General features: G+C 66.7%; 11 protein-coding genes. 4 read left to right on the top strand and 7 right to left on the bottom strand.

The annotated features are described in order from the left end of the window. Positions 1–173: 173 nt before the first annotated feature. From H6717_25250 to H6717_25240, 3 genes are all read left to right on the top strand, one after another. Positions 174–950 (top strand): acyltransferase family protein, encoded by a 777-nt coding sequence (locus H6717_25250; GenBank protein ID MCB9580361.1) that lies wholly within the window; start codon positions 174–176, stop codon positions 948–950. After that, positions 947–1,864 carry an NAD-dependent epimerase/dehydratase family protein gene (locus H6717_25245; protein ID MCB9580360.1) on the top strand — a complete coding sequence of 306 codons (918 nt, stop codon included), beginning with the start codon at positions 947–949 and terminating at the stop codon, positions 1,862–1,864. The genes H6717_25250 and H6717_25245 overlap by 4 nt, the downstream gene beginning before the upstream one ends. A gap of 67 nt (positions 1,865–1,931) precedes the next feature. Continuing rightward, positions 1,932–2,429: a hypothetical protein gene (locus H6717_25240; protein ID MCB9580359.1), complete on the top strand. Its 498-nt coding sequence runs from the start codon at positions 1,932–1,934 to the stop codon at positions 2,427–2,429. Here H6717_25240 and H6717_25235 read toward each other — a convergent pair whose 3' ends face one another. Together H6717_25235 and H6717_25230 are read right to left on the bottom strand one after the other, a co-directional pair. After that, a complete protein-coding gene (locus H6717_25235; GenBank protein MCB9580358.1) occupies positions 2,430–3,587 on the bottom strand; it encodes a hypothetical protein in 1,158 nt (385 codons plus the stop codon). 117 nt (positions 3,588–3,704) lie between these two features. Continuing rightward, positions 3,705–4,868: a pyridoxal phosphate-dependent aminotransferase gene (locus H6717_25230; GenBank protein ID MCB9580357.1), complete on the bottom strand. Its 1,164-nt coding sequence runs from the start codon at positions 4,866–4,868 to the stop codon at positions 3,705–3,707. A 103-nt stretch (positions 4,869–4,971) separates the two neighbouring features. Here H6717_25230 and H6717_25225 point away from each other — a divergent pair, with 103 nt between their 5' ends. Then, entirely contained in the window at positions 4,972–6,777 is a 1,806-nt protein-coding gene (locus tag H6717_25225) for an alkaline phosphatase D family protein (GenBank protein ID MCB9580356.1), read from the top strand. A 9-nt stretch (positions 6,778–6,786) separates the two neighbouring features. Here the strand turns inward: H6717_25225 and H6717_25220 are convergent, their stop codons facing one another. From H6717_25220 to H6717_25200, 5 genes are all read right to left on the bottom strand, one after another. Next, positions 6,787–9,930, bottom strand: a complete 3,144-nt coding sequence (locus H6717_25220; protein ID MCB9580355.1) for an efflux RND transporter permease subunit — start codon at positions 9,928–9,930, stop codon at positions 6,787–6,789. Between the two features lies 1 nt (position 9,931). Further along, positions 9,932–10,999, bottom strand: a complete 1,068-nt coding sequence (locus H6717_25215) for an efflux RND transporter periplasmic adaptor subunit (protein MCB9580354.1) — start codon at positions 10,997–10,999, stop codon at positions 9,932–9,934. Positions 11,000–11,112: 113 nt separating this feature from the next. Next, on the bottom strand, positions 11,113–11,745 hold the full coding sequence (locus H6717_25210) for a TetR/AcrR family transcriptional regulator (protein ID MCB9580353.1): 633 nt from the start codon (positions 11,743–11,745) through the stop codon (positions 11,113–11,115). Positions 11,746–11,872: 127 nt separating this feature from the next. Beyond that, complete coding sequence (locus H6717_25205) at positions 11,873–12,454, bottom strand: hypothetical protein (GenBank protein ID MCB9580352.1); 582 nt, start codon at positions 12,452–12,454, stop codon at positions 11,873–11,875. Between the two features lie 52 nt (positions 12,455–12,506). Further along, complete coding sequence (locus tag H6717_25200) at positions 12,507–13,085, bottom strand: SCO family protein (GenBank protein MCB9580351.1); 579 nt, start codon at positions 13,083–13,085, stop codon at positions 12,507–12,509. Between the last annotated feature and the right edge of the window lie 9 nt (positions 13,086–13,094).

The raw sequence follows: 13,094 nt of genomic DNA, 5'->3' as shown, positions 1-13,094 counted from the left end.
GACTGGGTTACGCCCATTCGTGGAGTCGAGAAATGAGCGGCGACACCTGCGTTTGCGCGAGCGTGGGGGCAGTGGGCCCCATGCCCCTCTGATATGCTCGCTGCGTGACGCGGCCATATCGGCGATGGGAGGACTGGCTCGATCGTCTCGTGGATGACGAGATCCACGATCGCATGGCGGGCGTGGGAATCGAGACCAACGAATATGGCTATGACCGTTGGGGCGCTTCCCCAAGGGCGGCCGCGCGTACCCTGGCGTTGGTGCGCGTGCTGTACCGCCACTATTTTCGAGTGGAGGCTCACGGCCTCGACCACGTTCCCTCCGGGCGCGTGCTGTTGATCGGCAACCACAGCGCCCAGCTCGCCTACGACGGAATGCTGATCGCGGCTTCTTTCGTGCTGGATGCCGAGCCACCGCGTTTCGTTCGCGCCATGATCGAGCGCTTCTTCGCGAATCCCCCGTTCGTGAACGTGATGATGGCCCGCATGGGACAGCTCATCGGCATTCCGCAGAACTGCAAACGTCTGCTCTCGGAAGACGAGGCCGCCGTGCTGGTGTTCCCCGAAGGGGAGCGCGGCGGGGGCAAGGTGTTCAAGAACCGCTACAAGCTCATGGGCTTCGGCCACGGCTTCATGCGGCTCGCGCTCGAGACCCAGACTCCGATCGTCCCCTTCGGCTTCATCGGAGGCGAGGAAATGTGCCCGAGCTTTTCGCGGATGGAGCCCCTCGCCCGGCTCCTCGGCATGCCCTACGCGCCCCTCACTCCCACGCTGCTTCCGCTACCGCTGCCCGCCAAGGTCCACATCTGGTTCGGTGAGCCACTGCATTTCGAAGGGACGGGCACCGAGGAAGACGACGTGGTGGCGGGCTACGTCGCACAGGTGGAGGACGCCGTCCGCACGCTGATCGACCGCGGGCTCGGCCAACGGAAGGGCGTGTTCTTCACATGAGCCGCGTCGTCATCACCGGCGGTGCGGGCGCCAGCGGGCGCCTGCTCGCGGCTCGGCTCCTCGCCGGCGGCCACGAAGTGCACGTGGTGGACCGGGCAGCGCCCACGGCGGTGCTCGACGGCGTCATCTACCACCGGGCGGACGTGAGAAAGCGCGGCTTCGAGGACGCTCTACGCAAGGTGAAGCCCGACGCCCTGGTGCACCTCGCACGCTTGCACCGCCTGCAGGCCGACGCCGCAGAACGTCACCGCGTGAACTTCGAAGGCACCGTGCGCGTGTTCGAGGTCGCTCGGAGCGCCGGCGTCCGGAAGCTGGTGTTTCCCAGCCGCCACACGGTGTACGGCGCTCTGCCGGACCAACCGCAGTTCCTCACCGAGGAGCATCCTCCATCTGCCGGCCGCACCTATCCGGAGATCCAGGATCTGGTCGCTGCCGACCTGTACGCCTCGGGCCAGCTGTGGCGCCACCCGGAGCTCGAAGTCGTGGTGTTGAGGCCGGTCAACGTGGTGGGCCCCACGGTGAAGAACCTGTTCTGTCACTACCTGTCCCAGGAGCGCGTCTTCACCGTCGCGGGTTTCGACCCGCCGTACCAAGTGATCCACGAAGACGATCTCTCCCACGCCCTCGAGCTCGCCCTCGCTCCGGGGCTCCGCGGAGTGTTCAACGTGGCGGGGCCGGACACGGTTCCGCTCCACGTGATCGTGGAGGAGTCGGGAGCCGCACGCGTGCCCGTCCCCGAGCCTCTGATTCGTTGGCTGGGCGGGCGCCTCGGCTTCGCCAGCGTGCCGCGGGGCGCCATCGACTACCTCAAGTATCCCTGCACTGTGGACGGCGGCGCCTTCGTGGCCAAGACCGGCTTTTCGCTGCGCCATGGACTCGGTGACACGCTCCGTTCTCTGAGGAAACCCGGGTGATTCTGCGCCCTTGTCGATGAAGCGCCCCCCTGTGGGGGAGCCGGCCTACAATTATCCCACAGGGGTCATGGTCAAGCTGGACGAAGAAGCTCGCGCGCTGAAGCTCACGGTGCTGGTGATGGGCGGCGCGAGCGAGGCTTTCCTGGAAGCGCTGAGCCTGGAGGCGGGGGAAATGCATCTCGGTGCGTTCCAGGGCTACGCCACCACCATCGCCTTCGAAGCTTATCCCGTAGATCCCTGGAGCGGCGACGGCGCCGCCGGCGCGCGCCTCGGCCAGTCGATCCCCGCGGCCGACGCGCTGGTGCTGACCGACGCGCTGACCCAGGGCACCCACTACTCGAGCTCGGCGGTGGAGCGTCTCGAACGCATCCTTGGGCCGCGCAAGGGCATCCCCACGGGCATCTACGGTGGTCCCGCGCTGGCGATGGAATGGGAGACCCTCACGGGCAAGCCCCCCGCGTGCGTGATGGATCCCACCGCCGACAATGCTCGCCCGGTGGTCAAGGCCGTCGCGGCGGCCGCCCTGCGCACCCTGCGCAAGAGCGAGCCGCCGCCGCCTCCCTGATCACTTCGCCAGCGTGTACACGATGCGACTGGTGAACCGCACGGCGCTCGAGCCGTAGTCCGGAACCGTGACCTCCACGTGGTACGCGGTGTCGTTGGGCTCGTTCTTCGCCGCCTGATCCACGTAGGCGATCCAGAACGTCAGGCCCCGACCGTTCTCCTCGGGGTGAAAGAAGCTCACCGGTGAGCTCGTGAGCTGATGGGGATAGATGCCGAGAGCGGTGCCCATCTCGGTCTCCACCGGCGGCGTGTCGCTGCTCTTCGCCCGGGCCTCGTCCGCGAAGCGCACCTCCAAGAGCATCTTCGCGTGGGTGTTCTTGTCGGCGTCGAGCGCTCCGTTCACGTCGAAGGTGTCCAAGCGAAATGTCTCGTTCGTCTTCAACAGGCCCATCGCCTGGATCCGATTGCTGCCCGACGCGGCCGCGCCCATCTCCTGGGTGCCGTAGAAGTCGAAGTCGTAGCTGCCCTTGCCCGGCAGCGTCACCGTGGCCTTCAACACCCCCAGCGCCGGGTGGTACCAAACCTCACCGCTGATCGTGTCGTCGCCCAAGAGCCCCGCGAGGGTAGTGTTGGTGGTGGACGCGCTCCCCGTGAGCTTGCGACATCCGTACAGCGTGCCGGCCAGTGTCTCGACCGTCTCGTCGTCGCTGGTCATCGTGTAGCTGCCGGTCAGGTCGACGGCCAGGGGCTGCCCCAACACCGTGATGGTGGTCGACAGCGTCAGGCTCTGCGGCGTGCCGAGCGGCGGTGCCAGCTTCACGGTGACGGGCGTTTCGAGCTCCACCGTGGCGGAGGGCTCTCCCGCCGTCGGATTCGGCAGCAGGTTCTGGGAGTAGAATTCCCCTCCCGCGACCACCAGGGTGTCGGGATTCGGCTGCGTGAGCCAAGCCTCGGCCCCACTGGGAGCCGAGCTGAAGGTCCCGATCCGAGCGCGCCAGTAGCTCTTGCCCGCGATGGTCTTCTCGCCCACCACGCGGGTCTCGATGCTCACGGTCTCGCTCTGACTCGTGCGCAAATAGCTCGAAACGGTATCGCGGGAGGTCGGGCCGTACTTCGCCTTGGGGTCGCTGCCGCTGGAGGAGGCGTCGTCACCACCTCCGCAGGCCGAAGCCAGCAGCACGAAGCCCAGCACGAGGGTCCCGCGAACGATTGCGTTCATGGCGCGCTCCTTTGTCGAAGTCCGATCTTCTTTCGTAGCGCACGAACGGCACCACGGCGCTGCCCCCTTCGGGCACGCATGACTCAGATCAGGATGATGTCGGTGCGCCGCGGAACCTCAGGCTCCGAGCACGGTGCGGACCTTCTCCACCGCGGTGCGGAGCTCGTCCGGCGGCACCACGGAGAAGCACAGGCGAACGAAGCTCTGGTAGTCCTTGCCGCTGGCGGAGCCGGGAGTCAGAAGCACGCCGGCGTCGAGGCAGCGCGCGAGAAATCCGTGAACGTCCTCGCCCTCCGCGAAATACGGCGCGGCGTCGAAGAACAGAAATGTGCCGCCCTCCGGCGCGGTCACGCCCAGCGCGGCTGCGGCGCTCCGCCCGGCTTCGGCATAGGCCGCGCGCGCGTCCGCGAGCCAACCGTCTCCGTGCGTCAGCGCGTGGGCCGCGGCGTGCTGCAGCGGTCGTGGGGCGCAGTACGTGAGGAACGTCTGGGCGCCGCGGACAGCCGCCATGATCTCCCGCGGTCCGTGGGTGTAACCCACCCGCGCACCGGCCAAGCCGTAGGATTTGCTGAGCGTGTGGCAAGCGACGGCGCGTTCTCTGAGCCCCGGGCGCGCCCACAGCGCCTGTGGGCGCTCGACGTAGAACAAGTCTTCGTACGCCTCGTCCGTGACCAGCCACAGATCGTGGCGCAAGACGAAGCGCTCGATCACGTCCTGGGTGGCGGCGTCCAAGATCCGCCCGCTGGGGTTGTTGGGCGAGTTGACGTAGAGCGCGACGGTGCGCTCCGTGAGCGCGGCTTCGAGCGCCGCCTCCGGGTCGAACCCCGCTGCCCCCAGGCGGTCGTAGAACGGCAGCTCGACGGCCCGCGCGCCGCGGGACGCGACGATTCCGCGGATCAACGGCCAAAAAGGAGAGAGCACCAAGACGTCGTCCCCGGGATCGAACAGCGTCGTGGCCACCACCGACAGCCCGCCGGTGGCCCCGCTCATCACCTGCAGCGCTTCGCGGTCGACGTGCACTCCGTGACTGCGCTGAAGACGGCTCACGATGGCGTCGAGCAGCACCGGTTCGCCCTGCACCGGAGCGTAGTTGTGGAGGCGCGGGCTGTTCGCCGAGAGTTGGTCCTCTGCGCGAGCCCCGGCCATGGGCGCGAGATAGGTATCGCCCACGTGGAGCGGGTGCACGACGTGGGACAAGCCGCGGGCCTTCTCCACCAGCGCGCTGTACACGCGATCCGAGAGGGTGGAGACGTTGTCCGATGCACGGGGGTAACGCGCCATTTTCGCTCTCTACGCCGACCTCGGAAGCGCTGCAAATTGCGCAGGTGCCAGGCAAATCTCCGGCGCTCGTGCACGGGGAATCACGTTGCACTACGCTCGCCCCATGAGACTTCGTCGACGCGATTTTCTTCAAGCCATCGTGGTGACCGCAGCGGCCGTACCGTTCTCCGGGTGCGGCAGTGACGACGACGGCGGTGGCAGCACCGCCGCCGACCCGGACGCAGAGTTTCCGCAGGGCCTGGCTTCGGGGGATCCCAAGCCGGACAGCGTGGTGCTGTGGACCCGCGCGGTCCCCGTCTCCGGCAGCGGCAGCGTGAAGGTTCGCTACGAAGTCGCTTTGGACGAAGCCTTCGAAAGCATGGTGGCCCAGGGCAGCGTCAGCGTCACGGAAGACAGCGACTGGACGGTGCGCATCAAGCCCGTCGGCCTCGAGCCCTACACCCAGTACTACTACCGCTTCAAGGCGGGAAAGATGGTGAGTGACGTCGGTCGCACCAAGACCGCGCCCACGGCGGACCAGGACGTGAACGTGCGCTTCGCGTTCGCGTCCTGCCAGGACTTCATCGGCCGCTACTACCACTCCTGGAAGGCGTTCCTCGAGCAGGAGGAACCCGTCGACTTCGTGGTGTGGCTCGGCGACTACATCTACGAAACGAACGGCGACCCGGACTTCCAGCTCAACGATCCGAACCGCAAGATCGACATCCAAGACGGCATCCAGCTGCTCCCGGACAGCGACCCTACGGTGAAGGCGGCCAGCTCACTGGCAGACTACCGCGGCATCTACAAGCAGTACCGCGCGGACGAGAACCTCCGCAAGGCGCACCAGATGTTCCCATTCATCACCATCTGGGACGACCACGAGTTCGCGAACGATTGCTGGCAGGATCACTCCACGGACTTCAACGAAGCCAAGGGCGAAGAGAAGAACACCCCGCGGCGCGAAGCCGCCAGCCAGGCATGGTTCGAGTACCAGGCAGCCGACGTGGACTGGGACGCCGCCGCGGCCTTCCCGAACGACCTCACGATTTACCGCACCCTGCGCTACGGCAAGCACGTGGAGCTGATCCTGACGGACCAGCGCAGCTACCGCTCGGATCACGTCATCCCGGAGGCGGCCACCGGCGGTCAGAAGCCCGAGGGCGCGCCGGCGGACGTTCCGACCTACGCCGAGGCGGGCAAGCTGAGCGCGCACTCGTCGCTGGGCTCCCGCAACTTCGTGCGCAAGGCAGGCTTCGACAAGATCGAGGCGTACGTGAAGCCCACCATGCTCGGGGACGAGCAGAAGAAGTGGCTGATCGACACCGTGAAGGGCTCGAACGCGACCTGGAAGATCTGGGGCAACGAGACCCAGCTGGTGCAAATGGCGCTGGACCTTTCCAGCTTCCAGCTGCCGGCGCTGTTCCAAGGCAACTACTACTTCACCGTGGACCAGTGGGACGGCTACCGCACGGAGCGCGCCGAGATCCTGAACGAGCTTTCGGGCGTGACGAACCTGGTGGCCATCACCGGGGACATCCACGCCTTCTACGCCGGGGAGCTGTACGTGGACTTCGACAACCCGACGCCCACGCCCATGGCCGTGGAGTACGTCACCGCCGGCATCAGCTCGTCCCCGGCGCAGGAGATCACGGAAAATACCGTCAACAGCAGCGACGCCCTCAAGAACTTCGGCCTCGGGGATCTGGTGCCGCAGTTCGACACCATCCTGACCAGCACCAGCCCTCACTACAAGTACGCCAAGAGCCTGAGCCACGGCATCGCCATCATGGAGGTGGACGGCGACAAGGAAGTGCGCGTCACCTTCGTGCAGATCGCCGACGTCAAGAGCCCCACATGGGACGGCACCGCGGAGCGCGTGAAGTTCCGCACCGCCAGCGGCTCCAACACCGTCGAAATCGTGAGCTGACGCGAAGCACTACTCGCCGCCCGGCGCCGGAGCTTCGCTCAGCGCGCGCCGGCCGGTGAGGCGCGTGTACGTGCGGTTCAGGAACACGCTGGCGTCGTCGAACAGGGAATACGCCACGGGCGTCGCGATCAAGGTCAAGAGCAGCGCCAGGCTCTGACCGCCGATGATCACGAAGCCGGTGGCGCGGTTGGTCCCGGCTCCGGCGCCGCTGGAGACCACCAGAGGGATCATGCCCGCCACGAAGGCGATGGTCGTCATCAAGATGGGCCGGAGGCGATCGCGGTTCGCTTGGCGGATGGCGGTCGCGCGATCCTTGCCGGCCGCGCGGAGCTTGATGGTGTGATCGATCTGCAGGATCGAATTCTTCTTCACGATGCCGAACAGCACCAAGATGCCGAGCATGGAGAAGATGTTCAGAGATTGACCGAACAGGATGATGCTGAAGATGGCAAAAGGCACCGTCAGCGGCAGAGACAAGAGGATGGTCACCGGATGCAGCCAGGACTCGAACTGCGCCGCCAGCACCAAGTACATGAAGATGAACGAGAGCAGGAAGGCGAGGCCGAAGTTTCGGGCGGCACGGCCGAACTCCCGGGATTGTCCCACCGGCGTGAGGGCGTAGCCGGGGCCCATGTGCAAGTCGTCGGCGGCCTTGTCCATGGCGCTGAGCACCGCCGCCTGAGAGCCGCCCGGCGTCATGTTCGCCATCAGCGTCACCGTCTTCTTGCGATTGAAGCGGTCGATGCGCGAAGGCCCCGTGCCCTGGTCGAAACGCACCACGTTGTCCAGCGTCACGGTGCCGAAGCGAGCCGACGGCACGATGATACGCCGCAGGTCGTCCGCGCTGGCGCGGCCGGACGCCAAGGCCCGAACGCGCACCTCGTACTGCTCGCTCTTCTCGTTGTAGGTGGAGACCTGATAGCCGCCGACCAAGAGCCGCAGCGCGCCGGCGACGTCCGCGACCTCCACGCCCAAGTCGGCCGCCTTCTTGCGGTCGATGTGCACGCGGAGCTCGGGCTTGCCCACCACCAGAGAGCTGTCGGCGTCCACCACGCCGGGGGTCTTCTTCAGCGTGTCCAGCAGCGAGCGAGAGTAGCGCTCCAGCGTATCGAGCTCCGGGCCCTGGAGCTGGAGCATGATGGGAAAGTTTTGTCCCCCGCCGCTGAACATCGGCACCAGCGACACGGCCACGCGAAGGTTCGCGTTCTCGGGCACTCTTTCGATGGCCGTGCGGGTACGAACCACGAGCTGCTGCTGGCTCTCGCCGCGTCGGTCGTGGGGCACGAGCTTCACGTAGATCAGCGCGAGGTTCGGCGTCTTTTGCGGATCATCCCCGACGGTGCTCACGGCATACGCCACGCCCGGTTGCTTTTCCGCGAGGGCCGCGATGCGAGTGGTCAAGAGCCGGGTGGCTTCCAAGCTGGTGCCCTCGGGCGCGCGCACCGTGATCTGGAACTGTGACTCGTCTTCGTCCGGGAGGAAGTTCTTGTTGGCGACGGCGCCCAAGAGCGGAATGCTGGCCAGGGCCATTACCGCGGCGAGCACCACCACCCAGCGGTGGCGCAGACTTTTGTCGAGCAGCCACATGTAGCCGCCCTCGATGGCGCCATAGACGCGCGAGCTCTTGCTGCCATGGGGATCGGACCCCGTGGTTCCGCGGCGCTCCGACATACTCTTGGCCCGGATCCACCGGGCCGAAAGCATGGGCGTCAGGACGAAGCTCACGAGCAGCGACACCATGATGGCGAACGCCATGGTGAGCCCGAAGGAGTTCATGAAACGGCCCACGATGCCGCCCATGAACGCCACCGGCAGGAACACGGCGACCAAGGAGAGCGTGGTAGCGAGCACCGCCAAGCCGATTTCCTTGGTGGCGTCGATGGCCGCCTGGAACGGCGGCGTGCCTTTCTCCTCGATGTGTCGGTAGATGTTCTCGAGCACGACGATGGCGTCGTCGATCACGATGCCGACGCTCAGGGTGAGTGCCAACATGGTCAGCGCATTGAGGGAGAAGCCCGCGTACTTCATCAGCGCGAAGGTGCTGACGATGCTGGCCGGGATGGCCAGTGCGCTGATCACCGTGGAGCGCACGTTGAGCAGGAAGAAGAACACCACCAAGGCCGCCAGAAAGCCGCCCAAGACGAGGTGCTCCTTCACGGCGTTGATGGAATTGCGGATGAACTCCGACTGATCCCGAGCGACCTCCAGGGTGTAGCCCTTGGGCAGCGTCGTCTGGATCTCGCTCAGCCTCCGCTTGATGCCGTCCACCACGGCGACGGTGTTGGTGCCGCTCTGCTTGCGGATGCTGAGCAGCACCGTGGGGCGCGCACCGCGATAGCCGACGGTCTCGGCCTCGGCCATGCCGTCTTCCACGCGACCGAGATCGGAGAGCCGCACGGCATAGCTGCCGCGACGCGCCACCACCAGCTCGCCCAGCTCCTGCACGCTGTCCACGCGGCCCAGGGTGCGGAGCGTGAGCTGCTTGCCCCCCTGTTCCACGCGCCCGCTCGGAAGCTCCAGGTTCTGCGTGCGCAGGGCGCGCTCCACGAGCACGGCCGGGATCGAGTATTTTTCGAGCATCGCGGGGTCGAGCCACACGTTGATCTGCCGCTCGCGGCCCCCGACGATGGCCACCTCGCCGACCCCCGGCAGCGACTCGATCTCGCGCTTGATGCTCTTGTCCGCGAGCTCCGTCACGTCGCGCACGCTGCCGGCACCACTCACCGCCAGCGTGAGGATCGGCGTGCTGTCCGGGTCCATCTTCAGGATGGTCGGCGGATCGATGCCCGGCGGCAGCTCCGCCGTCACCGCAGCCACTCGCTGGCGCACCTCGTCCGCCGCCACGTCGATGTTCTTCTCCAGCGCGAACATCACGATGACCTGGCTCACGCCCTCGACGGAAACGCTGCGCAGCTCGTCGATGCCGGCGATGGTGTTGACCGCGGATTCGAGCTTGTCGCTGACGTCCGTCTCCACCTGCTCCGGCGCGGCGCCGGGCACGTAGGTGGTCACCACCACGACGGGGAAGTCCACCTTGGGAAAGCGATCGATACCCAAACCGAAGTAGGAAAAGATGCCCACCACGGTGAGCACCAGCACTATGACGCTGGCGAAGACCGGACGCTGAACGCAGATTTTCGCCAGCCACTGCATCTCAAGGCACGACTGTCACGAGCGTGCCGTCGGACAGCGTCTCCACGTTCGTGATGGCCACCTCGGCGTCGGGCGTCAGATCCCCTTGCACCTGCACTTGCCCTTCGCTCTTGCGCAGCACCATCACCAGGTGCTCCACCACGTGCTCCGCCGAACGCACGTAGACTCGCGGGGTTCCGCCGGAGGTCGCCACCGCAGCTTCGGGAACCCACAGCGTGTCCACCTTCTTGCCGGGCAACGAAAGGCTCACGCGGGCGAAGAACCCAGGGCGCAGGAGGCCCTCGGGGTTGGGCACGTCCGCTTCCACCGGCAGCGTGCGCGACATGGAAGACAGGCTCGCGCCGATGCGCGCCACCTTGCCCTCGAACACGCGATCGTCGAAGGCCGCCACCCGCACCTCCACGTTGCTGCCCAACGCCACGCGCCCCACGTCGCCTTCGGACACGTCGAACCGCAGGCGCATCGGGTCCACGCTCACCACCACCACTACCGCGCGCCCCGGCGCCGCGTACTCTCCCGGAGAGACGCGTCGCTCCACCACGTAGCCGTCGAAGGGCGCCCGCACTTTCGAATCGCCCACGCCTTTGGCCGCCAGGGAAGCTTGCGCTCGGGCCGCCGAGAGTCCCTCGAAACCCTGCTGCGCCGAGTTCTTCGCCACCTCCAGCTGAGCGCTGGCCCGAGACTCGGCGCTCTCCGCGCGATCGAGCTCCGCCGGAGCCAAAGAGCCCTTGCCCGCCAGCTCTCGAGCCCGCGCGGCCTCGCGTTCCGCGAGCTTCTTGCCATCCTCCGCCGCCTGAACGTCCGCCACGGAGCTCGGGTCGAAGGCCTTGTTCTTGTCGACACCCAGGCGCGCCTCCGCTTGGCGCACCTGCGCCCGCGCCGCCGCGAGGCGCAAGGCGGCGTCACGCCCGTCGAGCTCCACCAGCAGGTCGCCCTTCTTCACCTTGTCGCCGAGATCCACCCGCACGCTCTTCACTACCGCCGGTAGCTGGGCGGCGACCTCGCTCCGCTCACGAGCCTCGAGCGTCCCGGAAACCTCGAGCATCTTCGGCAGCGCGCGCACCTGCACCTTGGCCGTGCGCACCTTCACCGCAGCGTTCGCGCTCGATGGAGCCGGCTCCGCGCTCGGCTCCGCACGTTGGCAGGCCAAGAGCGTCAGCGGCACGAGCAACAGTAGCGCCTTCATTCGCCTCCAGCTCCGACAGGAACGCGTCGACGGCGGACGACGCGCCGCCGAGGCAAGGCCCCCTTCATCAGGAGACTCACGAGCCTTCGCGCGAAGCGCTCGTCCGCTCCCGAATCCGGCGCGCGGTAGAGCACGTCGAAGAGCACGAAGTTGTACACCGCCCCCATGAAGGTGCGCGCCAAGATGTCCGGGTCTCCGGCGATGCGCCCGAGCTTCTGCTCGTCGGCGAAGTACTCGGTCAGCGCCGAAAGCACGCGCAACGGCATGGGGTTGTCCAGCACGGCCGGCGTACCGCTCTCTCCCGGGTTGCTCCAGGCCATCATCAAGAGCGGCAGTACGCGGCGCAACGCCGCGCACAGCTCCACCCCCGTGCTGACCAGCGCGTGCTCCAGATCCTCCGCCCCCACCCGCAAGGGCAAGTACGAGATCAGCGCAGGGTCCTCGCTGGCAGGACCCATGGCCGCCTCGAACAGCTCGAACTTGGTGCGAAAGCGCTTGAAGACGGTGCCCTCGGACACCCCCGCGGTACGCGCCACGTCCTGGGCAGTCGCTCGCACTCCGCGCTCGAGAAAGACCGCGCGGGCGGCTTCGAGGATGTCCTCATCGCGAATGACGATGGGGCGGGCCATTAGTGAGTGACTCCTCACTTAAGCACGCGCTCCGCCCCAAGCACTGACGTGAATCAAGAGCCGACGTCAGCTCACGACATTTGTCATTTTGGTGTTGGTCCGGCGCGAAGCCGGTCCCGGACGGACGTCACGGACTGCACGCAAACGGCGCGTCCACGGTCTTCGCTTCCGCGTCCAGCGCCACCGTCACGCTGGCGACGCAATTGCCGCCGCTGGTATCGAGCTCGCCGCTCAGCACGTTCGGGTCCGTCGAGGTCCCCCCGATTCCGCCCGGCGTGTAGCCCGGAGCTCCGGAAAGGGCGATCTGATAACTGCCGAAGTCGGCGCTGAGCTCCTGATCACAGTGGCACCCAGGCTGTCCCGTGCCGCAGGATTTGTCCTGGTAGTACTCGCCCCCCCAAGTGACCTCGATGGCCTCTCCCGCGGGAATGCGCTGGACCCGCGGTGCGGGCATGCCGCACACGGCGCAGCTGCAGCCCTCGGAACAAGAAGAGGTGCAGTCGTGGGGGCGGTCGTAGCTCGTGCTGCCGTCGCTCACGGACCAGCCGAGGCCGAAGGTCAGGCTCACGAACACGTCGGCCCCGGTGGGGTTGGTGAAGCGGACCTTGATCGGACCGGCGCTCTTCTGAGTCGCGGGGTCGCTGTCGGTGCTGCCCGAGCAAGCGGCCGCCACGAGGGCGAGCAAGACTGCGGCGAGGGCTCTTTTCATGGTCCAGGGTGGAGCAACCGGCATGCCACGAACGCTGTGCCAGCCTGCGCCATCACTTGGAGAGGGACTTGGCGTCCTCCAAGAGCTTGCCGAGCTCGTCCTCGGTCTTCGTCTGGTAGAAGCCCCGGATCTGCATGTCCTGGTCCACGAGCACCAGGTGCGACCCATGCACGATGCCAAAGCCAGACGCCTGAGCATCGGCCTTTCCCTCCATCGTCATCTTGAAGCTCTCCTCGCTGGTGCGCTTCACGGTCTCGTAGTCGCCCGTGAGAAAGCTCCAGGTCGCCAGATCCACGTCGTACTTCTTGGCGAAGGCGCGGAGCACCTCCGGCGTGTCGTTCTCGGGATCCACGGAAAAGCTCACCAGGGTGAGCGGAACGCCGTCTGCTTTGGCCTGCTCTTGCAGCTTCTTCATGGTGCGCATCATTCGGGGGCACACCGTGGGGCAGCGGGTGAACATGAACGCCGCGACCCACACCTTCCCGCGCAGGTCTGCGTTGGAAAACGTCTTGCCACTCTGGTCTCGCAGCTCGAACGCTCCAATCTTTCCACTCACGGGCAGGTCCGGAGCCTTCTTGCAGCCCGTCGCCAGCACCAGCGCGGCGAGCAACACGAACATGAGCCTGGGCATGGTGGGCGG

Source organism: Polyangiaceae bacterium (genome assembly GCA_020633235.1).
Lineage (GTDB): Bacteria > Myxococcota_A > Polyangia > Polyangiales > Polyangiaceae > JACKEA01.
Note: the sequence above shows the minus strand (reverse complement) of the source record. Positions and strands in the feature narration are given on the sequence as shown.

Bases quoted from the DNA above. Each gene is read 5' to 3' on its own strand.
- H6717_25240 (MCB9580359.1), top strand. From the start codon at position 1,932: ATGGTCAAGCTGGACGAAGAAGCTCGCGCGCTGAAGCTCACGGTGCTG.
- H6717_25220 (MCB9580355.1), bottom strand. From the start codon at position 9,930: ATGCAGTGGCTGGCGAAAATCTGCGTTCAGCGTCCGGTCTTCGCCAGC.
- H6717_25235 (MCB9580358.1), bottom strand. From the start codon at position 3,587: ATGAACGCAATCGTTCGCGGGACCCTCGTGCTGGGCTTCGTGCTGCTG.
- H6717_25250 (MCB9580361.1), top strand. From the start codon at position 174: ATGGCGGGCGTGGGAATCGAGACCAACGAATATGGCTATGACCGTTGG.
- H6717_25205 (MCB9580352.1), bottom strand. From the start codon at position 12,454: ATGAAAAGAGCCCTCGCCGCAGTCTTGCTCGCCCTCGTGGCGGCCGCT.
- H6717_25245 (MCB9580360.1), top strand. From the start codon at position 947: ATGAGCCGCGTCGTCATCACCGGCGGTGCGGGCGCCAGCGGGCGCCTG.
- H6717_25210 (MCB9580353.1), bottom strand. From the start codon at position 11,745: ATGGCCCGCCCCATCGTCATTCGCGATGAGGACATCCTCGAAGCCGCC.
- H6717_25230 (MCB9580357.1), bottom strand. From the start codon at position 4,868: ATGGCGCGTTACCCCCGTGCATCGGACAACGTCTCCACCCTCTCGGAT.
- H6717_25225 (MCB9580356.1), top strand. From the start codon at position 4,972: ATGAGACTTCGTCGACGCGATTTTCTTCAAGCCATCGTGGTGACCGCA.
- H6717_25200 (MCB9580351.1), bottom strand. From the start codon at position 13,085: ATGCCCAGGCTCATGTTCGTGTTGCTCGCCGCGCTGGTGCTGGCGACG.